The following is a 26595-nucleotide window of genomic DNA, read 5'->3' as shown; positions in this document are numbered from 1 at the left end:
GTCGGCGTCGTACGGGGGTCAGGCGTCGGTGCCGCCGAGGTGGTGCACCCGCACCATGTTGGTGGTGCCGGGGACACCGGGGGGCGAGCCGGCCGTGATGATCACGACGTCGCCCTCGCCGAAGCGGTTCAGCTTGACCAGTTCCTGGTCCACCAGGTCGACCATCTCGTCGGTGCTGTTCACGAAGGGCACCACGTGCGGCTCCACGCCCCAGCTGAGCGCGAGCTGGTTGCGGGTCGACTCGTCGGTGGTGAACGCCAGGATCGGCTGCGCCACCCGGTAACGGCACAGGCGGCGGGCCGTGTCGCCGGACTGCGTGAAGGCCACCAGGCCCTTGCCGCCGAGGAAGTCCGCGATCTCGCAGGCCGCGCGGGCCACCGAACCGCCCTGGGTGCGCGGCTTCTTGCCCGGCACCAGCGGCTGCAGGCCCTTGGACAGCAGTTCCTGCTCGGCCGCCTGGACGATCTTCGACATCGTCCGCACGGTCTCGACCGGGTAGGCGCCGACACTCGACTCGGCCGACAGCATGACCGCGTCCGCGCCGTCCAGGATCGCGTTGGCCACGTCGGACGCCTCGGCGCGGGTCGGACGGGAGTTGGTGATCATCGACTCCATCATCTGGGTCGCCACGATCACCGGCTTGGCGTTGCGCCGGCAGAGCTCGATCAGGCGCTTCTGCACCATGGGGACCTTCTCGAGCGGGTACTCGACGGCCAGGTCGCCGCGGGCGACCATGACGCCGTCGAACGCCATCACGACGTCCTCCATGTTCTCCACCGCCTGCGGCTTCTCCACCTTGGCGATGACCGGGACCCGGCGGCCCTCCTCGTCCATGACGCGGTGCACGTCGGCGACGTCCTTGGCGTCCCGGACGAAGGACAGCGCGACCAGGTCGCAGCCCATCCGCAGCGCGAACCGCAGGTCCTCGACGTCCTTCTCGCTCAGCGCGGGCACGTTCACGGCCGCGCCGGGCAGGTTGATGCCCTTGTGGTCGGAGATGACACCGCCCTCGATGACGATCGTCCGCACCCGGGGACCCTCGACGTCCAGCACCTTCAGCTCGACGTTGCCGTCGTTGATCAGCACCTGGTCGCCGCGGCTGACGTCGCCCGGCAGGCCCTTGTAGGTGGTTCCGCAGATCGTCCGGTCGCCCGCGACGTCCTCGGTGGTGATGGTGAACTCGTCACCGCGCACCAGCTCGACGGGACCCTCCGCGAAGGTCTCCAGACGGATCTTGGGGCCCTGGAGGTCGGCGAGCACACCGATGGCCCGGCCGGTCTCCTTGGCGGCGGCACGGACGCGGTCGTACCGGCCCTGGTGCTCGGCGTGGGTGCCGTGGCTGAAGTTGAAGCGGGCCACGTTCATGCCGGCTTCGATCAGGGCGACGAGCTGCTCGTGGGAGTCGACCGCGGGGCCGAGGGTACAGACGATTTTCGAACGGCGCATGGGGCGATCCTATCGGTTTGTTTCGCTCCGGAATATTCCGTCTGGCGGAAAATACAAATGAGAAAGGCGACGCTCAATTGTTCTTTCCGACCAGCGCGTAGGTCTGCGTGGCAATCTCCCTTTCCTCGTCCGTCGGTACCACGGCGACCGCGACCCGCGCACCCTCCGGCGAGATCAGCCGCGGCGCGTCACCGCGTGCCGCGTTGCGCGCGCCGTCGAGCGCCAGGCCCAGCCCTTCCAGGCCCTGCACGGCAGCCTCCCGGACCGGAGCCGAGTTCTCGCCGACCCCGGCGGTGAAGGCCACCGCGTCCACCCGTCCGAGCACGGCGCAATAGGCACCGATGTACTTCTTCAACCGGTGAATGTAGAGGTCGAAGGCCAGCTTCGCCTCTTCGTCGCCCTCGTCGACCCGGCGCCGGATCTCCCGCATGTCGTTGTCCCCGCACAGCCCGACCAGACCGCTCCTCTTGTTGAGGAGGGTGTCGATCTCGTCGGCGGACATTCCGCCCACCCGCATCAGGTGGAAGATGACGGCCGGGTCCATGTCCCCGGACCGCGTACCCATCACCAGTCCCTCCAGTGGCGTCAGCCCCATGGAGGTGTCGACGCACTTCCCGCCCCGCACCGCCGAGGCGGACGCCCCGTTGCCCAGGTGCAGCACGATCACGTTCACCTCCTCGGGCGCCTTCCCGAGCAGGTGCGCCGTCTCCCGGGAGACGTAGGCGTGCGAGGTGCCGTGGAAGCCGTAGCGGCGCACGCGGTGCTCGTCGGCGGTCCTCACGTCGATCGCGTAGCGGGCCGCCGCCTCCGGCATCGTGGTGTGGAAGGCGGTGTCGAAGACGGCCACCTGCGGCAGGTCGGGGCGCAGGGCGCGCGCGGTGCGGATGCCGGTGAGGTTGGCCGGGTTGTGCAGCGGGGCCACCGGTATGAGCCGCTCGATCTCGGCGCACACGGCGTCGTCGATCAGGGTCGGCTCGGTGAAGCGCAGCCCGCCGTGCACCACCCGGTGCCCGATGGCGGCCAGGTCCGGGGAGTCCAGCCCCAGCCCGTCCTCGGCGAGCTCCTCGGCCATCGCCTTCAGGGCGGCCTCGTGGTCGGGGATCCGGCCGGTGCGCTCCCGGGAGCCGCCGCCGGCCGCGAGCGGCACGTGCCGGACCAGCGAGGTGCGCTCACCGATGCGCTCGATCAGACCGGTGGCCAGGCGCGCGCCGTCGCCCATGTCGAGGAGCTGGTACTTCACCGACGAGGAGCCGGAGTTGAGGACGAGCACCCGGGCCGGACCGGCCGGGCGGGTCCCGCCGGACGGGACGGAGGAGGGCGACGGACGGGACGGACTCACGGGTGGGACGCCTCTTCGTTCTCGGACGCGTTCTCGGACGCGGTGTCGGGTGCGGTGCCGGACGCGTTCTCGGACGGACCGGGGGACTGGGCCTGGATCGCCGTGATGGCGACCGTGTTGACGATGTCCTGGACCAGAGCGCCCCGGGACAGGTCGTTGACCGGCTTGCGCAGGCCCTGCAGGACGGGGCCGACGGCGATCGCCCCGGCCGAGCGCTGCACCGCCTTGTAGGTGTTGTTGCCGGTGTTCAGGTCGGGGAAGATCAGCACGCTCGCCTGCCCGGCGACCTCGGAGCCCGGCAGCTTGGTCGCCGCCACCGAGGGCTCCACGGCCGCGTCGTACTGGATCGGCCCCTCGATCTTCAGGTCGGGCCGGCGGGCGCGCACCAGCTCGGTCGCCCGGCGCACCTTGTCGACGTCCGCGCCGGAGCCGGACGTGCCCGTCGAGTACGACAGCATCGCGATCCGCGGCTCCACCCCGAACCGGGCCGCCGTGACCGCCGACTGCACGGCGATGTCGGCGAGCTGTTCCGCGTCCGGGTCCGGGTTGACCGCGCAGTCGCCGTAGACCAGCACCTTGTCGGCCAGGCACATGAAGAAGACCGAGGAGACGATCGAGGCGTCCGGCCGGGTCTTGATGATCTCGAAGGCGGGCCGGATGGTCGCCGCCGTCGAGTGCACCGACCCGGACACCATGCCGTCGGCCAGACCGTCCTGGACCATCAGGGTGCCGAAGTAGTTCACGTCGGCGACCACGTCGTACGCCAGCTCCTCGGTGACACCCCGGTGCGCCCGCAGCGCGGCGTACCGGGCGGCGAACGCCTCCCGCAGGTCGGAGGCGGCCGGGTCGATCAGCTGCGCGTCGCCGAGGTCGATGCCCAGGTCGGCGGCCTTCTTGCGGATGCCGTCCACCGGCCCGAGCAGCGTCAGGTCGCACACGCCGCGGCGCATCAGCACCTCGGCCGCGTGCAGCACCCGCTCCTCGGTGCCCTCCGGCAGCACCACCCGCCGCCGGTCGGAGCGGGCCTGCTCCAGCAGCGAGTGTTCGAACATCATCGGGGTGACCCGGTCGCTGCTGGGCGCGGAGACGCGGCGGCTCAGCTCCCCGGTGTCGGCGTACCGCTCGAACAGGCCGAGCGCGGTCTCCGCCTTGCGCGGGGTGGCCGCGTTGAGCTTGCCCTCCAGGGAGAACAGCTGCTCGGCCGTGGGGAAGCTGTTCCCGGGCACCGACAGCACCGGGGTGCCGGGCGCGAGACGGGCGGCGAGGGTGAGGATCGCCTCGCCGGGCACCTCGTCCAGGGTGAGCAGGACGCCCGCTATCGGCGGGGTACCGGCGCTGTGCGCGGCCAGCGCCCCCACCACCAGGTCGGCGCGGTCGCCGGGGGTGACGACGAGGCTGCCGGGCAGCAGCGCGGCGAGCAGGTTGGGGAGCATCGCGCCGCCGAAGACGAAGTGCAGGGCGTCCCGGGACAGTCCGGAGTCGTCGCCGAGGATCACCTCTGCGCCCAGGGTCTGCGCGATCTGGGAGACGGTGGGCGCGGCGAGCGCCGGGTCGTCCGGGACGACGTAGCAGGGCACTGGCAGGCGGGTGGCGAGCCGTTCGGCGATCTCGTCGCGGTCCTCGGGGGCCACCCGGTTGACCACCATGGCGAGGACGTCGCAGCCGTGGGTGTCGTAGGCGCGGTAGGCGTTGCGGGCCTCGGCGCGCACCGACTCCGCGGTCTGCCGCCGCCCGCCCACCACCGGGATCACCGAGGCGCCGAACTCGTTGGCGAGCCGCGCGTTGAGGGACAGCTCGTCGGGGAACTGGGTGTCGGCGTAGTCGGTGCCGAGGACCAGGACGACGTCGTAGTCGCGGGCCACCCGGTGGAAGCGGTCGACGAGCGTCGACACCAGCTCGTCCGTGCCGCGTTCCGCCTGGAGCGCCGAGGCCTCCTGGTAGTCCATGCCGTAGACGGTCGACGGATCCTGGGTGAGCCGGTAGCGGGCCCGCAGCAGCTCGAACAGGCGGTCCGGCCCGTCGTGCACCAGGGGACGGAAGACGCCGACCCGGTCGACCTGCCGGGTCAGGAGTTCCATCACTCCCAGTTCGACGACCTGGCGGCCGTCGCCGCGGTCGATGCCGGTCACGTACACGCTGCGGGTCACGCGCGCTCTCCGTTCCGTCGGGTGTCGGCGGTGGGTCCGGGGGCCGCCCGAGGGGCGCCCGCCCGGGCGGGCGGCGAACGGGACAACCCTCTTGACCGTACCCTCGCCGCGGGACCGGACGCCCCCCGCGCCCGGCCGGGACGGGACGGCCGGCCCCGCGGGAGGACCGGCCCGCCGCGAGGCATGAAACAATCGGGGTTGGCTCACCGGTATCGACAGCGACCAGGAGACACAGCACGATGCGTATCGGAGTTCTCACCGCAGGCGGCGACTGCCCGGGCCTGAACGCAGTGATCCGGTCCGTCGTGCACCGGGCCGTCGACAACTACGGCGACGAGGTCATCGGCTTCGAGGACGGCTACGCCGGTCTCCTCGACGGCCGCTACCGCACCCTCGACCTCAACGCGGTCAGCGGCATCCTGGCCCGCGGCGGCACCATCCTCGGCTCGTCCCGCCTCCAGCGGGACCGGCTCCGCGAGGCCTGCGAGAACGCCTCGGACATGATCCGAGACTTCGGCATCGACGCGCTGATCCCGATCGGCGGCGAGGGCACGCTCACCGCGGCGCGCATGCTGTCGGACGCCGGTCTGCCGGTGGTCGGTGTGCCCAAGACCATCGACAACGACATCTCCTCCACGGACCGCACCTTCGGCTTCGACACCGCCGTGGGCGTCGCCACCGAGGCGATGGACCGCCTGAAGACCACGGCCGAGTCCCACCAGCGCGTGATGGTCGTCGAGGTGATGGGCCGGCACGCGGGCTGGATCGCCCTGGAGTCCGGCATGGCCGCCGGTGCCCACGGCATCTGCCTGCCCGAGCGGGCCTTCGACCCCGGGCAGATCGTCAAGATGGTCGAGGAGCGCTTCGCCCGCGGCAAGAAGTTCGCGGTCATCTGCGTCGCCGAGGGCGCGCACCCCGCCGACGGCACCATGGACTACGGCAAGGGCGAGATCGACCAGTTCGGCCACGAGCGCTTCCAGGGCATCGGCACGGCCCTGGCGCGCGAACTGGAGCGGCGCCTGGGCAAGGAGGCCAAGCCGGTCATCCTCGGTCACGTCCAGCGCGGCGGTGTGCCGACGGCGTACGACCGGGTGCTCGCCACCCGCTTCGGCTGGCACGCGGTGGAGGCCGCGCACCGGGGCGACTTCGGGCGGATGACCGCGCTGCGCGGCACGGACATCGTGATGGTGCCGCTGGCCGAGGCGGTCACCGAGCTGAAGACGGTCCCGACGGACCGCATGGACGAGGCCGAGTCGGTCTTCTAGTCCACCACCTCCCGCCGCCTCCCGTCGCTCTTCCGGCCCGCCGGCCCCGGGTGGCCGCCCGGGGGCCCGGCGGGCCGCGACGACGGCCCGGTCATGGCCCGGTCATGGCCCGGTCGTGACGTCCGGCAGCCGCGGGCGGCGTCGGCGGGTTCGACGGCCGTCCCGGTGGCCGCGCCGTCCCGGTGGGCGCGCGCCCCGCGCCGCCGCGGGGCGAGGCCGCGCGGTTCCCGCCGCTCAGTCGTGGCCGGCCGCCGTCCAGAAGTGCTCGACGACGTGGTCCAGGAACGCGCGGCCCGCCTCGCCCGCGTCACCGCTGCCGCCGCCCCAGCTCAGGGTGGCGGCCATGTGGCCCTGGTACTCCTGGTGCAGGCGCTGGAGCACGCGCTCCAGCAGCCGCCGGTCCAGCGGCACGATCCGCGACACCGGCCGCACGTACGCCTGCCAGCGGGTCGTCGCCGCGTTCCGCAGCAGCTCGGCGAGCTTCGCCTCCCGCCCGGTGACGGCGATGTGGTCGGCCAGGGACAGCGAGAGCACCGCGGCGAGCGCGGTGGCCTGCCGCTCGGAGCCGCGCCACTGCCCCGTCTCCTCCATCCGCAGGTACGCGTGGATCTCCTGCCCCACGGCACGGGCCACGTCCTCGGGGGCCAGACCGCGGGCGATGCGGTGCTCGCGCAGGGTGCGCGGACGGCCGATCAGCTCACCCGGCGAACACCACAGCACGCCCGCCAGGGCGGTGAGTTCGGTCCCGGACGGCGCGGCGAGCCCGCGCTCCCAGCCCAGGACGAGGTCCGGCGTGACGTAGGGGAGCCCGTAGGAGACGCGCAGGGTGTGGGCGATGTGGGCGGCGTCCATGCCGAGGGCGGAACGCAGGCGGCGGGCGGCGGCGGCGTTGAACGGCGGGGCCTGCCGGGGGCGGTTCGGTCGGGCGGTAGGTCGGGGCACGGCCCACAAGCTAGGCCCGCCGGACGGCGGTGACTACGGTCGGTTCGGCCAGGATCACTCATTGTGCGAAGCTACGGCTACCGGTGGGTCGCCCCGTGGGGCGGACCGGCGCCCCGCGCGGCCGCGCGAGGTGGATCCGGACCCGGCGAAGACGAACCGCAAGCTCAGCGGGCATATGCGCGATCCTCGGCGCCGCCGGGGCTCCCCCGGCGGATCGAGCGCCTGTGCGGCCGCCGGTGTGCGGCTCGTACCCCCGTGCGCCCCGCCGTCCTCACCCGCCCCCCGGACGGTGTCCTCCCGGCGGCGCAAACCGCACCGGCGCGCGGCCGGCGGTGTGCGCCTGTCGCGCGTACCGGCGCGCGCCCCGGGGCGGCTCAGGCCGCACCGTCCGGCCCCCGCTTCAGGGCCGGCGCGTCACCCACCGGTACCGCAGCTCCGGGCGGCCCACCGTGCCGTACTGGGGGCGCCGGGCCGCGTGGCCGGCCTCGACCAGGTGCTCCAGGTACCGGCGGGCGGTGATCCGGGAGATGCCCACCGCCTCCGCGACACCCGCGGCGGTCATGCCCTCCCCGGCATCGCGCAGCGCCACCGTGACCCGCTCCAGGGTCGGGGCGCTCAGCCCCTTGGGGAGGGCCGCCGGGCCGGGCGCCCGCAGGACGGCCAGGGCCCGGTCCACCTCGTCCTGGCCGCTGGCCTCGCCCACCGCCGCGTGGAACTCGGCGTACCGGACCAGCCGGTCCCGCAGGGTGGCGAAGGTGAACGGTTTCAGCACGTACTGCACCACCCCGAGCGACACGCCCTCGCGGACCACGGCCAGGTCCCGCGCCGAGGTCACCGCGATCACGTCGGCGTGGTGACCGGCCGCCCGCAGCGAGCGGGCCAGCTGGAGGCCGTGCCCGTCCGGCAGGTGCAGGTCGAGCAGCAGCAGGTCGACCGCGGTGCGCTCCAGCGCGCGGCGCGCCTCCCCGCCGGAGTACGCCTTGCCGACGGCCGTGAACCCGGGCACCCGGCCGACGTACATCACATGGGCGTCCGCGGCGACCGGATCGTCCTCCACCACGAGCACCCGGATGGGCCCGCCCGTCATGCGCCGCCTCCCGTACCGACCGGCGTCGCCCCGTCCGGGGCCCGCTCCCGTCGGGACCGGGCGGCGGCCGTGGCCCGCAGCGGGAGCCGCACCTCGAAGACCGCGCCGCCGTCGTCCGGCGAGGTCACCGCCAGCGCACCGCCGTGGCGGGCCACGGCCTGCCGGACCAGGGCGAGCCCCAGCCCGCGCCCGCCCGGCCCCGCCGGCTTCGTGCTGTAGCCGCGCTGGAACAGCGTCTCGGCGTGCTCCGGGTCGACCCCCGGGCCGGTGTCCCGGACGCTGAGGACCAGCTCCGCGTCCTGCCGTGCCGGCTGCGCGCCCTCCCGGTCCGGATCCTCGTCGTGCCGGGGGCGTTCCGCGTCCTGCCGGGTCAGCGCCGTGACGGTCACCCGGGGCCGCGTGCCGCCCTGGGCCGCGTCCACGGCGTTGTCGATCAGGTTGCCGAGGATGGTGACCAGGTCCCGGGCGGGCAGCGAATCGGGCAGCAGCCCGTCGTCCAGCCGGCTGTCCCCGGACACCACCAGCTCCACGCCCCGCTCGTTGGCCTGGGCCGTCTTGCCCAGCAGCAGCGCCGCCAGCACCGGCTCGCTGACCGCCGCCACCACCTGGTCGGTGAGCGCCTGCGCCAGCTCCAGCTCGGCCGTCGCGAAGTCCACCGCCTCCTCGGCCCGGCCCAGTTCGATCAGCGACACCACCGTGTGCAGCCGGTTCGCCGCCTCGTGCGCCTGGGACCGCAGCGCCCGGGTGAAGCCCCGCTCCGAGTCCAGCTCGCCCATCAGCGACTGCAGCTCGGTGACGTCCCGCAGGGTCACCACCGTGCCGCGCCGCTCCCCGCCGGAGACCGGCGAGGTGTTCACCACCAGGACCCGGTCTTCGGTCAGGTGCACCTCGTCCACCCGGGGCTCGGAGGCGAGCAGCGCTCCCGTCAGGGGACCGGGCAGCCCCAGCTCCGCGACCGGTCTGCCCACCACGTCCTCCTCGTCGGCCACGCCCAGCAGGTCCCGGCCGCCGTCGTTGATCAGCGCGACCCGGTACTGCCCGTCCAGCATCAGCAGCCCCTCGCGCACGGCGTGGAGCGCGGCCTGATGGTAGTCGTGCATGCGGCTGAGTTCGGTCGCGTTCATGCCGTGGGTGTGCCGGCGCAGCCGTGCGTTGATGACGTACGTGCCGATCGCGCCGAGGCCGAGGGCGCCCGAGGCGACCACCAGCAGCGCCGTGAGCTGCCCCCGGGCGCGCTGACTGATCTCCTCCACCCGTATGCCCGCGCTGACCAGGCCGATGATCCGGTCCCCGTCCCGGACGGGGGTGACCGCCCGCACGGACGGGCCGAGCGTACCGGTGTAGGTCTCGGTGAAGGTGCGGCCCTCCAGGGCGGGGCCGGTGTGGCCGCGGAAGGACAGGCCGATCTCGTCGGGGTCCGGGTGGGTCCAGCGGATGCCCCGCGGGTTCATGATCGTCACGAAGTCGATGTCGGTGTCCCGCACCACCGCCAGCGCGTACGGCTGGAGGGCCGCCGAGGGGTCGGCCGAGCGGATCGCCTCCCGGACGGAGGGCGAGTCGGCGACCGAGAGCGCCACCGCCGTGGCCTGGTCACCCGCCGCCTTCTCCGCCTGGCTGCGGTCGCTGACGAAGCCGAACACCGCGTACCCCACCACCAGCACCGCGATCAGCACGGCCTGCATGGCGAACAGCTGGCCCGCGAGGCTGCGGGGCCGGGGGAGGGGCAGACGCATCCCGTCAGTGTGCCTTCCGGTCCCGCGATGAACTAAATGAACGGAAGGGTGACCGCGCTCACAGGGCGAGACATAGTCACGGCGTTCCCCCGAACACCAACCCCCGGACGTGAGCCGCACGCCGGTGATGCCGACGACGACGTCAAGGAGGGCCGCCGTGACCAGCACAGCCGATACGGCACCAGCCGCACCCAAGGTCAAGCGGGACCGCACGCACTACCTCTACATCGCGGTGATCATCGCGGTCGCCCTCGGCATCGGCGTGGGCCTGCTCGCCCCGGACTTCGCGGTCGGGCTGAAGCCCATCGGCACCGGGTTCGTGAACCTGATCAAGATGATGATCTCGCCGATCATCTTCTGCACGATCGTGCTGGGCATCGGCTCCGTGCGGAAGGCCGCCAAGGTCGGCGCGGTCGGCGGGATCGCCCTCGGCTACTTCATGGTCATGTCGGTCGTCGCGCTCGCCATCGGGCTGATCGTCGGCAACATCCTCGACCCGGGCACCGGCCTCGCCGTCACCGACGCGGTCAAGGAGACCGGCCACGCCCAGATCGACACCGAGGCCAAGGACACCACCGAGTTCCTGCTCGGCGTCATCCCGGCCACCATCGTGTCCGCCTTCACCTCCGGCGAGGTCCTGCAGACCCTGCTGATCGCCCTGCTGTGCGGCTTCGCCCTGCAGGCCATGGGCAACGCGGGCCGGCCGGTCCTGCGCGGCATCGAGCACATCCAGCGCCTGGTCTTCCGCGTCCTGGCCATGATCATGTGGGCCGCGCCGGTCGGCGCCTTCGGCGCCATGGCCGCGGTCACCGGATCCGCCGGTCTCGACGCCCTCAAGAGCCTCGCCGTGCTGATGCTCGGCTTCTACGTCACCTGCGTGCTCTTCATCTTCCTGGTGCTGGGCGCCATGCTGCGGATCGTCGCGGGCCTGAACATCTGGACCCTGTTCCGCTACCTGGGCCGCGAGTTCCTGCTGATCCTGTCGACCTCGTCCTCCGAGTCGGCCCTGCCGCGGCTCATCGCCAAGATGGAGCACCTGGGCGTCAGCAAGCCGGTGGTCGGCATCACCGTCCCGACCGGCTACTCCTTCAACCTCGACGGCACCATGATCTACATGACCATGGCCTCGCTGTTCATCGCCGACGCCATGGGCACGCCGATGTCGGTCGGCGAGCAGATCCCGCTGCTGCTGTTCCTGCTGGTCGCCTCGAAGGGCGCGGCCGGCGTGACCGGCGCGGGCCTGGCGACGCTGGCCGGCGGCCTGCAGTCGCACAAGCCGGCCCTGGTGGACGGCATCGGCCTCATCGTCGGCATCGACCGCTTCATGAGCGAGGCCCGCGCCCTGACGAACTTCGCGGGCAACGCGGTCGCCACCGTGCTGATCGGCACCTGGACCAAGGAGATCGACAAGGAGCGGGTCCAGGAGGTCCTGGCCGGCCGGGCGCCGTTCGACGAGCGGACCCTGCTGGACGACCACGCCGGCGAACCGGACCAGGCCGCCGCCCCCGCGGAGCCGGCCGGGGCGGACGGCGAGAAGGAACTCGCCAAGGCCTGACGCCACGGCCGCACGGGCCCGTGCGGCCGTCCGTTCCTCCCGGGCGGCCGGGTGGTTCCCCCCACCTCCTGCCGCTCAGCCGCCCGGGTCCCCGGAGGCCCTTCCCGTACCGGGCCTCCACCCCGCCGAGCGGCCGGGTCCCGTCCCCCGCGGGCCCGGCCGCCCGGTCCGTGTCCGGACACGACAAAACCCCCGGCAATTGCGTCCGGGGGTTTTCGCGGCGTATATTCAATGATTCGCGACTTCCAGAGGAAGAATCGCATGTGAAGTTCAGTGAGCTCATTATATCCGGGCGGGAGTTGCATTGTCAAACACCGAATTTCCGGACGATGAATTGCGAGAGGAACAGGAATTCATCGACGGACTGTACGCACGCGTCGACGCCGTCCGCGGCGACGCCGAGGACTCCGTGACGGACGCCCTCGCCCAGGGGAACACGCCCATGCAGGCCCGGCTGGAACGGGACATCCTCGTCGCCGAGCGCTCCGGCCTGCTCGCCGCGCTCAACGCGGTGGACGGCTCCCTCTGCTTCGGCCGCATCGACCTCGCCGCCGGCGACAGCCACCACATCGGCCGCATCGGGCTGCGCGCCGACGACGCCGACCGCACCCCCGTCCTCATCGACTGGCGCGCCGACGTGGCCCGCCCGTTCTACCTCGCCACCGGCCACACCCCGATGGGACTGAGGCGCCGCCGCCACATCTCCACCGAGGGCCGCGAGGTCACCGCCCTGCACGACGAGATCCTCGACCTGGGCGACGAGACCCGCACCGGCCACGAGGACCCCACCGGCGACGCCGTGCTGCTCGCCGCCCTCAACTCCGCGCGCACCGGCCGCATGGGCGACATCGTCCGTACCATCCAGGCCGACCAGGACCGCATCATCCGCGCCCCGCACCGCGGGGTCATGGTCGTGGAGGGCGGCCCCGGCACCGGCAAGACCGCGGTCGCCCTGCACCGCGCCGCCTACCTCCTCTACGAGCACCGCGACCTGCTGGCCCGCCGTGCCGTCCTGATCGTCGGCCCCAACCCGGCGTTCCTCGGCTACATCGGCGAGGTGCTGCCCAGCCTCGGCGAGACCGGCGTGCTGCTGGCGACCGTGGGCGAGCTGTTCCCCGGCGTGCGGACGACCCGGACCGACACCCCCGAGGCCGCCGCCGTCAAGGGCCGGGCGGAGATGGCCGGTGTCCTCGCCGAGGCGGTCCGCGCCCGGCAGGCGCTGCCCGACCCGGTGATCACCATCGAGCACGACCGCGACGTGCTGATGCTCGACGACGACCTGGTGCGCGTGGCACGGGAACGCACCCGGGCCGCCAGGCTGCCCCACAACGAGGCCCGGGAGCACTTCGAGGGACACATCCTCAACACGCTCACCGACATGGTCGCCGAACGCATCGGCACCGACCCCTACGACGGTTCCAACCTGCTCGACCCCAGCGACGTCACCCAGATCCGCGACGAACTCGCCGAGAACCCGGAGGTCTGGTCCGCCATCGACCTGCTGTGGCCGCGGCTCACCCCGCAACGCCTGGTCGCCGACCTCCTCGCGGCCCCGGAGGACTTCCTGCCCGCCGAGGACGCCGACGCGGTCCGCCGCCCGGTGACCCGGCACTGGACCGTCTCCGACGTGCCGCTGCTCGACGAGGCCGCCGAACTCCTCGGCGAGGACGACCGCCTGGCCCGCGAGCGGGCCGACCGCGAACGGCGGGCGCAGGTCGCCTACGCGCAGGGCGTCCTGGACGTCTCGTACGCCTCGCGGACCTACGAGTTCGAGGACAAGGAGGAGGACGACCCCGACTCCGTCGAGGTGCTGTCCGCGCACGACATCATCGACGCCGAGCGCTTCGCCGAACGCCACGAGGAGGAGGACCACCGCAGCGCCGCCGAACGCGCCGCCGCCGACCGCACCTGGGCCTTCGGGCACATCATCGTCGACGAGGCGCAGGAGCTGTCGCCGATGGCCTGGCGGCTGCTGATGCGGCGCAGCCCCACCCGCTCGATGACCCTGGTCGGCGACCCTGCGCAGACCTCGGAGGCGGGCGGCGTCGGCTCCTGGTCGGACATCCTCGCCCCCTACGTGGAGGACCGCTGGGAGCACACCCGGCTCGGCGTCAACTACCGCACCCCGGCCGAGATCATGGACGTCGCGGCGGCCGTGGTCCGCGCCGAGCACCCCGGCTTCGAGCCGCCCGGCTCGGTCCGCTCCACCGGCGTCCGGCCCTGGGCCCGGGCGAGCGACGACCTGCCCGGCGCCGTCGCAAAGGCGGTGGGGGAGCTCACCCCCGTCGAGGGACGGCTCGCCGTGATCGCGCCCCGGGACCTGCACCGCGCCCTGGCCGCGCGCCTGGACGGGGTCACCGCGGGCGCCGAGCCGGACCTGACGCACGACGTGGTCCTGCTCGACCCGCGCCAGGCCAAGGGGCTGGAGTTCGACTCCGTGCTCGTGGTCGAGCCCGGCCGGTACGGCACCAGCGACCTGTACGTGGCGCTCACCCGGGCCACCCAGCGGCTCGGCGTCCTGCACACCGAGCCGCTGCCGGAACCGCTGGCCCGGGCGCTCGCCCCGGACCCCGCCTGACGCGGGACCCGGGGCCGCCCGCCCGGGTCACGCCGGGCGCAGCCACACCGTCGCCAGGGGCGGCAGGACCAGCCGGACGCTCGCCGGGTGTCCGTGCCGGCCCTGCGGCTCCGGCTTCACCGGGTCCGGGTTGCCGACGTCGCTCCCGCCGTAGCGGGCGGCGTCGGTGTTCACGGCCTCGTGCCAGGCGGGCACGTCGTCCGGCACCCCGAGCCGGTACGCGGAGCGGACGACCGGGGCGAAGTTGCTGACCGCGAGCAGCGGGGTGCCGTCGGCGTCGTACCGCAGGAAGGCGAGCACGTTGTCCTCCGCGGCGTCCCCCGTCACCCAGCGGAACCCCTCCGGACGGGTGTCGAGGCGCCACAGTGCGGGAGTGCGCCGGTAGACGGTGTTCAGCTCCCGCACCAGGTCCCGCACCCCGCGGTGGTCGGCCTCGGCACCGTAGTGCGGGTCCAGCAGCCACCAGTCCGGCCCGTGCGCCTCCGACCACTCGGCGCCCTGGGCGAACTCCTGCCCCATGAACAGCAGTTGCTTGCCCGGGTGGGCCCACATGAAGCCCAGGTAGGCGCGCAGGTTGGCGCGCTGCTGCCACCAGTCGCCGGGCATCTTCGACACCAGGGACCGCTTTCCGTGCACCACTTCGTCGTGCGAGATCGGCAGGACGTAGTTCTCGCTGTAGGCGTACACCATCGAGAAGGTCATCTCGTGGTGGTGGTGCCGGCGGTGCACCGGGTCGTGGCTCATGTAGGCCAGCGAGTCGTGCATCCAGCCCATGTTCCACTTGAGCCCGAAGCCCAGGCCGCCGAAGCCGCTCGGACCGTGGTGGTGGGTGGCCCGGGTGACGCCGTCCCAGGCGGTCGACTCCTCGGCGATCGTCACCACGCCGGGCACCCTGCGGTACACCGTGGCGTTCATCTCCTGGAGGAAGGCCACCGCGTCCAGGTTCTCCCGCCCGCCGTGCTCGTTCGGCGTCCACTGGCCGGGCTCGCGCGAGTAGTCCAGGTAGAGCATCGAGGCGACCGCGTCCACCCGCAGCCCGTCGATGTGGAACTCCTCGCACCAGTACAGGGCGTTGGCCACCAGGAAGTTGCGCACCTCGCGCCGCCCGAAGTCGAACTCCAGGGTGCCCCAGTCGGGATGCGCGGCCCGCAGCGGATCGGCGTGCTCGTACAGCGGCCGCCCGTCGAACTCGGCCAGCGCCCACTCGTCGCGCGGGAAGTGCGCGGGCACCCAGTCCATCAGGACCCCGATGCCCGCCCGGTGCAGCGCGTCCACCAGGTACTTGAAGTCGTCGGGGGTGCCGAGCCGGGCCGTCGGCGCGTAGAAGCCGGTGACCTGGTAGCCCCAGGAGCCGCCGAAGGGGTGCTCGGCGACCGGCATCAGTTCCACGTGCGTGAAGCCCAGGTCCTTGACGTAGGCGGGGAGCTGCTCGGCGAGCTGCCGGTAGGTCTGCCCCGGCCGCCAGGACGGCAGGTGCACCTCGTACACCGAGAACGGCCGCTCGTGGGCCGGCGCCTGCGCCCGCTGCTCCAGCCACTCGGCGTCGCCCCACACGTACTCCGACGAAGTGATCACCGAGGAGGTGGCCGGGGGGACCTCGGTCCGGCGGGCCATCGGGTCGGCGCGCAGCGTGCGCGAGCCGTCCGGCCGGGTGATGTCGAACTTGTACAGCTCGCCGTCGCCGATGCCCGGCACGAACAGCTCCCACACCCCGGTGGATCCCAGGGAGCGCATGGGGAAGGCGGTGGCGTCCCAGAAGTTGAAGGTGCCCGCCACCCGCACCCCGCGCGCGTTGGGCGCCCACACCGAGAACCGGGTGCCGCTCACGCCCTCGTGCGTCATCGGGTGCGCGCCCAGCACCGTCCACAGCTCCTCGTGCCGGCCCTCACCGATCAGGTGCAGGTCCAGCTCGCCGAGCGTGGGCAGGAACCGGTAGGCGTCCTCGGTCTCGTGGACCGTGTCCGGGTAGCGCACCAGCAGGTGGTACGCCGGGACCTCCCGCAGCGGCAGCAGCCCGGAGAAGAACCCCGCGCCGTCGTCGTGCAGGTCCACCCGCAGGCCGCAGGAGACGACCGTGACCGCGTGGGCGTACGGCTTGAACACCCGGAAGACGACCCCGCCGGGCACGGGGTGGGCACCGAGCACGTCGTGCGGGGCGTGATGCGTGCCGTTCAGCAGCCGCTCCCGGTCCTCGTCGCCGAGGGCCGGGGAGACGGCGATCTCCATGTCGGGGGGTACGGGCTGACGGGTGGCGGTGTCCCCGGCCGGCCCCGGCACCCGCGCCGCCCCGGCGCCGGACGGTGCTCCGGCACCGGACGCCGCCCCGGTGCGACCGTCCGCCGGGATCGCCTCCCGAGGGCTGTCCTTCTCCGTCGGGGCCTTCTCCGCCCGGACCTTCTTCGCCGGGACCTTGTCCGCCCGGACCTGCGTCGCCGGGATCTTCTTCGCGGGGGCCTTCTTCGCCGCGGTCTTCTTCGGCCCGGCCTTCCGGGCCTTCTCCGCCGTCTTCCTCGCTGCCGCCGTCTTCTCGGCTGCGGCCTTCTGCGCCGCCGTCTTCTTCGCTGCCGCCCCCGTCTTCTTCGCCGCCCCCGTCTTCTTCGCCGCCCCCGTCTTCTTCGCCGTGCCCTCGGCCGTCGCCGCCGGGGTCTTCTTCTCCGCCGCCTTCACCGTCGCCGCGGCCCGGGCGGCGCCGGCCTTCTTCGTCGTCTCCCGCGCCGCCTTGCCCGCCGGCGCCGGCCCCGCCGCCCCCCCGCCGGCCGCCGCGGCCTTCCGGCCGGCGGTGCCGGTCCCGGCGGCCTTCCTCGCGGCGGACTTCTTCCTCGGCGCGGCGGGCGGCGGCACGGCCTGCCGCTCGGCCGGCGGTCCGTCCGGCTGTTCGGGCTGCGGAGCGCTGGGCTCGGGGCGGGGGGTCACGGGCGGAGCCTCCTGGACGAAGGGGGTGGTCAGGTCGGGTCGGCGGCGCCGGAACCGGCGAGCCGGCGCACGGCGGCCATCGGCACGGGCAGCCACTCGGGGCGGTGCCGGGCCTCGTACAGCACCTCGTAAACCGCCTTGTCGGTCTCATAGGCACGCAGCAGCACCGGTTCGGTGCGCGGGTCGCGGCCGGCGGTCTCCGCGTAGCCCGTGCAGTAGGCCGCCCGGCAGCGCGCGGCCCAGTCGGCCTGCGGCGGGTCCACGGAGCGGGCCGCGTAGTCGAAGGAGCGCAGCATGCCCGCCACGTCCCGCACGGCGGGCTGGGGCATGCGGCGCTCGGCCAGCGGGCGGGCCGGCTCGCCCTCGAAGTCGATCAGCGACCATTCCCCGGCCGGGGACCGCAGGCACTGCCCCAGGTGCAGGTCGCCGTGCACCCGCTGCGCGGTCCACACGTGCCCCTCGGAGGCCAGGTCCTGAAGTGCGGTGAACGCCGACCGCAGCCCCGCCTCGTACGGCCGCAGCGCCGCGACCGCCCGCACCGCCGCGTGCAGCCGCTCGGTCATGCCGTCGACCATGGACCGCAGCTGCGGGTGGCCCAGGCTGACGGTCGGCAGGGCGCGGGCCAGCGAGGTGTGCACCTCGGCCGTGGCGCGCCCGAGGGCCCGGGCGTCGGCGAGGAAGTCCTCGCCCTTGGCCAGCGCCCGCAGCGCCAGCTCCCAGCCGTCCGTCGCGCCCTGCACGTACGGCTGGAGCACTCCCAGGACGTACGGTTCCGCCGCGGGCGGACCGGCGGCCCCGGCATCGGCGTCCGCGAGCAGCCAGGCCGTGGGCGGCGGCACCCGGGTCCCGCCCTCCCGCGCCAGCGCCAGCGGCAGCTCCAGGTCGGGGTTGACACCCGGCACGACCCGGCGCAGCAGCTTCAGGATGTAGGTGTCCCCGTAGACGACGGAGGAGTTGGACTGCTCGGCGGTCATCAGGCGCGGCACCAGGCCGGGCCGGATCTCCTGGCGCGGGTCCCGCTCGAAACGGAGCCCGCCGATCCGTGCCTGGGTGCGCAGGGCTTCCAGGAGCAGTTCGGCGGGCCGGGTGTCGTGCAGGGCCTCGTAGACCGTCCGTCCGGCCAGCGGGCCCCGGGTGACATGACCGATCAGCGCGGGCGCGAGCCGGGGCGGCAGCGCCTCGCGCACGCCTATGAACAGCTGGTAGCAGTCACCGGGCTGCCGCTCCTGCCCGCCGTGGCCCGCCGCGAGCGGCTGCTGCGCCCGGACCAGCAGGTGGTACAGGCCCAGCTTGGCGGTGGACGGCAGCAGCTCGGTGACCGCGACCGGGGTGAACCCCGTGACGGGGCGCCCCTTGCCCGCGAACCAGCGCTGTCTGGGCAGCCATTCCCTCAGCAGCGGATCGAGTGACGCAAGGAGGCCGGGCGGTGCGCTGACGGTGCGGGTGACGGCTTCCGACATGGCGTCGCGTCCTTTCCCCCTCGTCGGCGGGCCCCCAGGGCGCCGCCGGTGGGCGGGGTGTTACTGATGCGTGCCCCGGGCGGGGCGGAGGAAACCGCACCGCCCCGGTTCTACGCGGCGTCCTTGCGGAGCCGGAACCAGTAGAAGCCGTGCCCCCCGAGGGTCATCAGGTACGGCAGTTCCCCGACGGCGGGGAAGCGCACCCCGCCGAACAGCTCCACCGGGTGCCGCCCCTCGAAGGCGCTGAGATCCAGCTCGGTGGGCTGCGCGAAACGGGAGAAGTTGTTGACGCACAGGACCAGGTCGTCCTCGTACTCGCGCAGGAAGGCGAGGACGGCCGGGTTGGAGGACGGCAGTTCGGTGTAGGTGCCCAGGCCGAAGGCCGGGTTCTGCTTGCGGATCTCGATCATGCGCCGGGTCCAGTGGAGCAGGCTGGAGGGGGAGGCCATGGAGGCTTCGACGTTGGTGACCTGGTAGCCGTAGACCGGGTCCATGATCGTGGGCAGGTAGAGGCGGCCGGGGTCGGAGGAGGAGAAGCCGGCGTTGCGGTCGGGGGTCCACTGCATGGGGGTGCGCACGGCGTCGCGGTCGCCGAGCCAGATGTTGTCGCCCATGCCGATCTCGTCGCCGTAGTACATGACGGGGGAGCCGGGCAGGGAGAGCAGCAGGGCGGTGAAGAGTTCGATCTGGTTGCGGTCGTTGTCCAGCAGCGGGGCGAGCCGGCGGCGGATGCCGATGTTGGCCCGCATGCGGGGGTCCTTGGCGTACTCGGCCCACATGTAGTCGCGTTCCTCGTCGGTGACCATCTCCAGGGTCAGCTCGTCGTGGTTGCGCAGGAAGATGCCCCACTGGCAGCCGGAGGGGATGGCGGGGGTCTTGGCGAGGATCTCCGAGACGGGGTAGCGGGACTCGCGGCGGACGGCCATGAAGATGCGCGGCATGACGGGGAAGTGGAACGCCATGTGGCACTCGTCGCCGCCGGCGGCGTAGTCGCCGAAGTAGTCCACGACGTCCTCGGGCCACTGGTTGGCCTCGGCCAGCAGCACGGTGTCGGGGTACTGCGCGTCGATCTCCTTGCGCACCCGCTTCAGGAACGCGTGGGTCTCCGGCAGGTTCTCGCAGTTGGTGCCCTCCCGCTGGTACAGGTACGGCACCGCGTCCAGCCGGAACCCGTCGATGCCCAGGTCCAGCCAGAACTTCAGCGCGGAGATCATCTCCTCCTGCACCGCCGGGTTGTCGTAGTTGAGGTCCGGCTGGTGGGAGAAGAAGCGGTGCCAGTAGTACTGCTTGCGCACCGGGTCGTAGGTCCAGTTGGACGCCTCGGTGTCGACGAAGATGATGCGCGCGTCCTGGAACTGCTTGTCGTCGTCGGCCCACACGTAGTAGTCCCCGTAGGGGCCGTCGGGGTCCTTGCGGGACTCCTGGAACCACGGGTGCTGGTCGCTGGTGTGGTTCATGACGAAGTCGATGATCACGCGCATGCCCCGCTGGTGCGCGGAGTCGACGAACTCCACGAAGTCGGCGAGGTCGCCGAACTCGGGCAGCACGGCGGTGTAGTCGGAGACGTCGTAGCCGCCGTCGCGCAGCGGGGACTTGAAGAACGGCGGCAGCCACAGGCAGTCCACGCCGAGCCACTGGAGGTAGTCCAGTTTGGCGGTCAAACCCTTCAGGTCGCCGACGCCGTCACCGTTGCTGTCCTGGAAGGAACGGACCAGCACCTCGTAGAAGACGGCGCGTTTGAACCACTCGGGATCCCGGTCCCCGGCGGGGGTGTCCTCGAAGGTGTCCGGCACGGGTTCGTTGACGATCATGATGTGGGTGACCCTCCCATGTGCGGAGTGGACGGCCGCAGATCCGACGTGTGCTCACCCGGGGTGTGGTCCCCGGGCCCCCGGCCGACGACGAGTACATGCGCTCCCCCCGGCCCCAGGCGCACGTAGTTGGCGCTGCCCCAGTGATAGGTCTCTCCGGTGAGCTCGTCGCGCACCGGCACCGTCTCGTGCCGGTCCAGGCCGAGACGCGGCATGTCCAACGAGACCGTGGCCTCCTGGGTGTGGTGCGGGTCGAGGTTGGCGACCACCAGAACCGTGTTCGAACCCTTCCGTTTCGAGTATGCGATGACCGGCTCCTGGTCCGCATGGTGGAAGTGCAGGTCCCGCAGCTGGCGCAGGGCGGGGTTCTCCCGGCGGAGGGTGTTGAGCTTGGTGATGAGCGGGGCGATGGTGCGTCCCTCGCGTTCGGCTGCTTCCCAGTCGCGGGGCCTGAGCTGGTACTTCTCGGAGTCGAGGTACTCCTCGCTGCCTTCGCGCAGCGGGGTGTTCTCGCACAGTTCGTAGCCGCTGTAGATGCCCCAGGTCGGCGAGAGGGTGGCGGCGAGGACCGCGCGGACCTCGAAGGCGGGCCGGCCGCCGTGCTGCAGATAGGCGTGCAGGATGTCGGGGGTGTTGGCGAAGAAGTTGGGCCGCATGTAGGAGGCGGCCTCCCCCGACAGTTCGGTCAGGTACTCGGTCAGTTCCTGCTTGCTGTTGCGCCAGGTGAAGTAGGTGTACGACTGCTGGAAGCCGATCTGCGCCAGCGTGTGCATCATCGCCGGCCGGGTGAACGCCTCCGCCAGGAAGATCACGTCCGGGTCGGTGCGGTTGATCTCACCGATCACCCGCTCCCAGAACACCACCGGCTTGGTGTGCGGATTGTCCACCCGGAAGATCCGCACCCCCGCCCCCATCCAGTGCCGCAGCACCCGGCAGGTCTCCGCCACCAGCCCGTCCATGTCCGCGTCGAACGCGACCGGGTAGATGTCCTGGTACTTCTTCGGCGGGTTCTCCGCGTACGCGATCGACCCGTCCGGGCGGTGGTGGAACCACTCCGGATGCTTGTGCACCCACGGATGGTCCGGCGAGCACTGCAGCGCGAAGTCCAGCGCCACCTCCATGCCCAGCTCACCCGCCCGCGCCACGAACCGCGCGAAGTCCTCCAGGGTGCCCAGCCGCGGATGCACCGCGTCGTGGCCGCCCTCCGCCGACCCGATCGCCCACGGCACCCCCACATCGTCCGGACCCGCGTCCAGCGTGTTGTTCGGCCCCTTGCGGAACGTCGTCCCGATGGGGTGGATCGGCGGCAGGTAGACCACGTCGAAACCCATCGCCGCGATCGCGTCCAGCCGCCGCGCGGCCGTCTCGAACGTGCCGTGCGGCTCCCGCTCGGTGCCCTCCGAGCGCGGGAAGTACTCGTACCACGACCCGAACAGCGCCCGCTCCCGCTCCACCAGCAACGGCAACGGCTCACTGCTGGTCACCAGCTCCCGCAACGGATACCGCGCCAGCACCGCGTCCACGTCGGGAGTCAGCGCGGCCGCCAGCCGGGAGGCCGCCGGGCGGCGTGCGTCGCGCAGCGCGTCCACGGCCGCCAGCAGGACCTCCCGCGGCTCCTTCTCCGGCACGTCCGTCGCCGCCCGCTCGTGCAGGCGGGCCCCCTCCTCCAGCACCAGCTCGGTGTCGAGACCCGCCGGGACCTTGATCCGCGCGTGGTGCCGCCATGTGGTGACCGGATCACCCCAGGCCTCCACGGTGTACGTCCACAGGCCGGGCTCACCGGCGGTGACCTCGGCGCCCCACCGGTCGGTGCCGGGCGCCAGCTCCCGCATCGGCGTGAACGGCCCCGGCCGGCCCCCCGGATCCGTCAGCACCACGTTGGCGGCCACCGCGTCGTGCCCCTCGCGGAACACCGTGGCCGAGACCTGGAACGTCTCCCCGGTGACGGCCTTGGCGGGCCGGAGCCCGCCCCGGACCAGCGGGCGCACGTCCAGGACCGGGATGCGGCCCACCGACGGCACGGGGCCCGTGGCGGAGGCGTGACCGGCGAGGGTGTCCGGACCGGCGACGCTCGGCGCCCCCGTCCCGGCCGGCCCGGCGGCCGGCGGCGGACCGTGGTCCGAGGCACGGGCCGGAGGGGATTCGGCGGCCCCCCGCCGCGCGCGGGCGCCGGGCGTCGGGGGCGATGACGAGTGGTGCTTGGCGGGCATGACCGCTCCTGTCCGCGTCAACGTGGGTGGGCGGATGACTGGGGGAAGGCGGGTCCTGCGTGGTGCTCCTGAGGGAGTACCCGCAGGAGCCTTCCCACCCTATTCGGGTGGGCAATCCGGCACTTTGTTAACTACTCGCGCGTATGTCGACACGGCGGAGTCGATTGTTTCGGTACCCCGCGGCCCGGCCCTCCGGGCGCCGGGCCCGTGCCCGCTCCGGCGGCCCTCCCGGGTCCCGCGCCGGCGGCCGGGTACGGCTGCGGACGGGTGGACGGCCCCCGGCCCCCAAGGGCGCGGCGCACCGGCCCGCCGGCCGGCCGCCGTCCCCCGCACCACCCCTGCGACCAGGCACGTCGCCGCCCGCACCGGGGCGGGGCGGGTGCGCGGCCGGGTGCTGCGCCGCCGCACGGGACGGGTGCGGGCGGCCCCGTCGGTCTGCCGCCGGGCTCGGCGGCCCGGCGACGGCCGAGGTGCCGCCGGAGCGGCTGCCGTGACGGAGGAGCCCGGTGGGGGATGCGGACCGGCCACCGTGGCGTCCGCGGGAAACGGCCGGATTCTTGTCCTGCGGCCCGTCCGTGCCGCCGGGCGTCCGTCCCGCCCGCCGTCCGGCCGCCTGCCCTCCGGCCCTGCCGGTCGCCGGGCGCCCCCAGCCGGCGCTCCGCGATCACCGGGCCCACCGGCCTCCGGGACGGTCCGGGCAGCCGCCACGCCCGGGGTGCGGAGCGTGCGGGACCAAATAGCACAAGAGCGCCCACAGGTGGGGAACCGGCCACATCGGGTATGCGAGGAATCGTTTGCTCTGCCCCACGGCACCACCCGCTCGCCCGGCCTCCGGCACGACGGCCTCCCGCGCCGGTACTGTCGGCAGGGATGCCGAGACGCACACCGCGTCTGTCACGAACGCGCCGAGGTGGAATGTGAAGGCGATCCGTCGATTCACCGTCCGACCCGTTCTCCCCGAACCCCTCCGGCCCCTCAGCGATCTGGCCCGCAACCTGCGCTGGTCCTGGCACGAAGGGACCCGCGACCTCTTCCGGTCCGTCGACCCGGAACGCTGGGCCGCCGCGGGCTGCGACCCGGTCCGGCTGCTGGGCAGCGTGCCGCCCGCCCGGCTCGGCGAACTCGCCGGCGACCATCTCTTCCTCGACCGCCTCACCGCGGTCACCGACGACCTGGACGACTACCTCACCGGCGACCGCTGGTACCAGTCCCGCACCGACGACCTGCCCGCCGCCATCGCCTACTTCTCCCCGGAATTCGGCATCACCGCCGCCCTGCCGCAGTACTCCGGCGGCCTGGGCATCCTCGCCGGAGACCACCTCAAGGCCGCCAGCGACCTGGGCGTGCCGCTCATCGGCGTCGGCTTGCTCTACCGGCACGGCTACTTCCGCCAGTCCCTGTCGCGGGACGGCTGGCAGCAGGAGCACTACCCCGTCCTCGACCCCAACGAGCTGCCCCTGGTCCCGCTCCAGGAACCCGACGGCACCACCGCGCACGTCACCCTCGCCCTGCCGGGCGGCCGGTCGCTGCACGCCCGGATCTGGCTGGCCCAGGTCGGCCGGGTCCCGCTGCTGCTGCTGGACTCCGACGTCGAGGAGAACGACCCCGGCGAGCGCGGCGTCACCGACCGGCTCTACGGCGGCGGCAGCGAGCACCGGCTGCTGCAGGAGATGCTGCTCGGCATAGGAGGGGTGCGGGCGGTCCGGGCGTACTGCAGGCTCACCGGGCACGCCGCCCCCGAGGTCTTCCACACCAACGAGGGCCACGCCGGCTTCCTCGGCCTGGAGCGCATCGCCGAGCTGGGCGCCGAGGGGCTCGACTTCGCCGCCGCGCTGGAGGCGGTCCGGGCCGGCACCGTGTTCACCACCCACACGCCCGTCCCGGCCGGCATCGACCGCTTCGACCGCGAACTGGTCGCCCGGCACTTCGGCCCCGGCGCCGAACTGCCCGGCATCGACGTCGACCGCGTCCTGCGGCTCGGCATGGAGACGTACCCGGGCGGGGAGGCGAACCTCTTCAACATGGCGGTGATGGGGCTGCGCCTCGCCCAGCGCGCCAACGGCGTCTCCCTGCTGCACGGGCACGTCAGCCGGGAGATGTTCGCCGGGCTGTGGCCCGGTTTCGACCCGGCGGAGGTGCCCATCACCTCCGTCACCAACGGGGTGCACGCCCCCACCTGGGTGGCCCCCGAGGTGTTCCGGCTCGGCGCCCGGAAGATCGGCGAGGCACGGGCCGAGGAGGCTCTGACCGTCGGCGACTCCGACCGCTGGGACTCGGTCGCGGACATCGCCGACCAGGAGATCTGGGAGCTGCGCCGCTCCCTGCGTGAGCTGCTGGTGATGGAGGTGCGCGAGCGGCTGCGCGCCTCGTGGCGGCAGCGCGGGGCCGGTACGGCCGAGCTGGGCTGGATCGACCGGGTGCTCGACCCGGACGTGCTGACCATCGGGTTCGCCCGGCGGGTCCCGTCGTACAAGCGGCTGACACTCATGCTGCGCGACAAGGACCGGCTGATGGAGCTGCTGCTGCACCCCGAGCGGCCGGTGCAGATCGTCGTCGCGGGCAAGGCGCACCCGGCGGACGAGGGCGGCAAGCGGCTCATCCAGGAACTCGTCCGGTTCGCCGACGACCCGCGGGTGCGGCACCGGATCGTCTTCCTGCCCGACTACGGCATGGCGATGGCGCAGAAGCTCTACCCCGGCTGCGACATCTGGCTGAACAACCCGCTGCGGCCGCTGGAGGCGTGCGGGACGAGCGGGATGAAGGCCGCGCTGAACGGCTGCCTCAACCTCTCGGTGCTGGACGGCTGGTGGGACGAGTGGTTCCAGCCCGACTTCGGCTGGGCCATCCCCACCGCCGACGGCAGCGCCACGGACCCCGACCGGCGGGACGCCATAGAGGCCGCCGCCCTCTACGACCTGCTGGAGCAGCGGGTGACCCCCCGCTTCTACGAGCGGGGCGAGAGCGGGCTGCCCGACCGGTGGCTGGAGATGGTCCGCCACACCCTCGGCTCGCTCGGCCCCAAGGTGCTGGCCGGGCGGATGGTCCGGGAGTACGTCGAGCGCCTCTACGCGCCCGCCGCGTCCGCGCACCGCGCCATGGACCCGCGGACGGCTCGCGAACTGGCCGGCTGGAAGGCCCGGGTGCGGTCCGCCTGGCCCGGGGTGAGCGTCGACCACGTGGAGACCTCCGACACCCAGGCGACCGCCGAACTGGGCACCACGCTGGCCCTGCGGGTGCGGGTGAACCTCGGCGACCTCGGCCCGGACGACGTGGAGGTGCAGGCGGTCTCCGGACGGGTGGACGAGGCGGACCGCATCACCGACGCGAACGCCGTGCCGCTGAAGCCGTCGGGGGCACCGGACCCGGAGGGCCGCTGGGTGTACGAGGGCCCGCTGTCCCTGGACCGCACCGGGCCGTTCGGCTACACGGTCCGCATCCTGCCCGGGCACCGGCTGCTGGCGTCCGGCGCGGAGATGGGCCTGCTCGCCGTGCCGTCCGACGACCTGGTGGCGGCCGCCGGTCTGCTGATGAGGTGACACCCCCGGGGGCGGCGGGGACTCACGGGTCCTCGACGCCGTCGGTGGCCAGGCGGCGCAGGACGGTTCCGCAGCGGCGCGCGTAGGCGTGCTGGAGCCCGCGCGTCGCCGGGCCGCCGGCCCGGGCGTACCAGGCCGCCGGCCGGCTGAAGGCGGACACGGTCAGCCACACGGTCCCGTCCCCGGTGCGGTCCACCACGAAGGACTCCTCGCCGCGCTCCGGGTGGCCGGCCAGGGTGCCGTAGGCCCAGCCCGCCCTGCGGTGCTCCTCCTCGGCCCAGACCACCCGGCACGGGGCCCGGACGACTCCGGCGAGGGTGACGGTGACGTCCACCCCGGGGGCGGCCCGGTCGGCGGCGGCGTCCACCCCGACGCCCATGGCCCGGTGCATCTCCCAGGTGAACAGCGCCCGGGTGGCCTGCCGGAACACCACCTCGCCCTCGCCCAGCCGGGTACGGACGTGCAGGGGGTGGAAACCCGGTGGGCAGAAGCCCTGTTCACGGGTCTTGCCGACGTGGTCGTAGGTGAAGTCCGCCGAAGACATGGGACCCAAGGGTAGGGCGGCGCCCGCGC

15 protein-coding genes are annotated in these 26595 nt (G+C 73.1%); 4 read left to right on the top strand and 11 right to left on the bottom strand.

From position 1 onward, the window contains the following. Positions 1 to 18: 18 nt before the first annotated feature. The 3 genes from pyk to pta all read right to left on the bottom strand — a co-directional run bounded on the left by pyk (position 19) and on the right by pta (position 4932). Entirely contained in the window at positions 19 to 1446 is a 1428-nt protein-coding gene (gene pyk / locus ACSU53_RS09030; RefSeq protein WP_437026250.1) for a pyruvate kinase, read from the bottom strand. A gap of 73 nt (positions 1447 to 1519) precedes the next feature. After that, the gene (locus ACSU53_RS09025; RefSeq protein WP_437033089.1) at positions 1520 to 2716 is read right to left on the bottom strand and encodes an acetate kinase; all 1197 of its coding nucleotides are present in this window, start codon (positions 2714 to 2716) and stop codon (positions 1520 to 1522) included. A 65-nt stretch (positions 2717 to 2781) separates the two neighbouring features. Further along, positions 2782 to 4932, bottom strand: coding sequence for a phosphate acetyltransferase (pta, locus tag ACSU53_RS09020; protein WP_437026248.1), 2151 nt, complete (start codon positions 4930 to 4932; stop codon positions 2782 to 2784). A 239-nt stretch (positions 4933 to 5171) separates the two neighbouring features. On the opposite strand from pta, the gene ACSU53_RS09015 reads away from it, so the two are divergent. After that, a complete protein-coding gene (locus tag ACSU53_RS09015; protein WP_432058461.1) occupies positions 5172 to 6197 on the top strand; it encodes an ATP-dependent 6-phosphofructokinase in 1026 nt (341 codons plus the stop codon). 234 nt (positions 6198 to 6431) lie between these two features. Here the strand turns inward: ACSU53_RS09015 and ACSU53_RS09010 are convergent, their stop codons facing one another. The 3 genes from ACSU53_RS09010 to ACSU53_RS09000 form a co-directional block, all read right to left on the bottom strand. Further along, positions 6432 to 7148, bottom strand: coding sequence for a helix-turn-helix domain-containing protein (locus ACSU53_RS09010; RefSeq protein ID WP_437026246.1), 717 nt, complete (start codon positions 7146 to 7148; stop codon positions 6432 to 6434). A 391-nt stretch (positions 7149 to 7539) separates the two neighbouring features. After that, on the bottom strand, positions 7540 to 8226 hold the full coding sequence (locus ACSU53_RS09005; RefSeq protein ID WP_437026244.1) for a response regulator: 687 nt from the start codon (positions 8224 to 8226) through the stop codon (positions 7540 to 7542). Continuing rightward, complete coding sequence (locus ACSU53_RS09000; RefSeq protein ID WP_437026242.1) at positions 8223 to 9959, bottom strand: sensor histidine kinase; 1737 nt, start codon at positions 9957 to 9959, stop codon at positions 8223 to 8225. Before ACSU53_RS09000 ends, ACSU53_RS09005 begins: the two co-directional genes overlap by 4 nt. Positions 9960 to 10116: 157 nt before the next feature. Here ACSU53_RS09000 and ACSU53_RS08995 point away from each other — a divergent pair, with 157 nt between their 5' ends. After that, the gene (locus tag ACSU53_RS08995; RefSeq protein WP_437026240.1) at positions 10117 to 11514 is read left to right on the top strand and encodes a cation:dicarboxylate symporter family transporter; all 1398 of its coding nucleotides are present in this window, start codon (positions 10117 to 10119) and stop codon (positions 11512 to 11514) included. A gap of 334 nt (positions 11515 to 11848) precedes the next feature. Next, positions 11849 to 14092 carry a HelD family protein gene (locus ACSU53_RS08990; RefSeq protein ID WP_437026238.1) on the top strand — a complete coding sequence of 748 codons (2244 nt, stop codon included), beginning with the start codon at positions 11849 to 11851 and terminating at the stop codon, positions 14090 to 14092. A 27-nt stretch (positions 14093 to 14119) separates the two neighbouring features. Here ACSU53_RS08990 and glgB read toward each other — a convergent pair whose 3' ends face one another. The 4 genes from glgB to ACSU53_RS08970 form a co-directional block, all read right to left on the bottom strand. Further along, entirely contained in the window at positions 14120 to 17005 is a 2886-nt protein-coding gene (gene glgB, locus ACSU53_RS08985; protein WP_437026236.1) for a 1,4-alpha-glucan branching enzyme, read from the bottom strand. Positions 17006 to 17034: 29 nt separating this feature from the next. Continuing rightward, positions 17035 to 18465 carry a maltokinase N-terminal cap-like domain-containing protein gene (locus tag ACSU53_RS08980; RefSeq protein WP_437026234.1) on the bottom strand — a complete coding sequence of 477 codons (1431 nt, stop codon included), beginning with the start codon at positions 18463 to 18465 and terminating at the stop codon, positions 17035 to 17037. 110 nt (positions 18466 to 18575) lie between these two features. Continuing rightward, complete coding sequence (gene treS, locus ACSU53_RS08975) at positions 18576 to 20276, bottom strand: maltose alpha-D-glucosyltransferase (RefSeq protein WP_437026232.1); 1701 nt, start codon at positions 20274 to 20276, stop codon at positions 18576 to 18578. After that, on the bottom strand, positions 20273 to 22486 hold the full coding sequence (locus ACSU53_RS08970) for a maltotransferase domain-containing protein (RefSeq protein WP_437026230.1): 2214 nt from the start codon (positions 22484 to 22486) through the stop codon (positions 20273 to 20275). Before ACSU53_RS08970 ends, treS begins: the two co-directional genes overlap by 4 nt. Before the next feature lie 917 nt (positions 22487 to 23403). Here ACSU53_RS08970 and ACSU53_RS08965 point away from each other — a divergent pair. Beyond that, positions 23404 to 26022: a glycosyltransferase family 1 protein gene (locus ACSU53_RS08965; protein ID WP_437026228.1), complete on the top strand. Its 2619-nt coding sequence runs from the start codon at positions 23404 to 23406 to the stop codon at positions 26020 to 26022. A 22-nt stretch (positions 26023 to 26044) separates the two neighbouring features. Here the strand turns inward: ACSU53_RS08965 and ACSU53_RS08960 are convergent, their stop codons facing one another. Then, positions 26045 to 26566: a DUF1990 family protein gene (locus ACSU53_RS08960; RefSeq protein WP_437026226.1), complete on the bottom strand. Its 522-nt coding sequence runs from the start codon at positions 26564 to 26566 to the stop codon at positions 26045 to 26047. Between the last annotated feature and the right edge of the window lie 29 nt (positions 26567 to 26595).

This window comes from Streptomyces sp. enrichment culture, assembly GCF_964273255.1.
Taxonomy (GTDB): domain Bacteria; phylum Actinomycetota; class Actinomycetes; order Streptomycetales; family Streptomycetaceae; genus Streptomyces.
The sequence above is the reverse complement of the archived record's forward strand: the minus strand, read 5'-3'. Positions and strand labels throughout refer to the sequence as shown.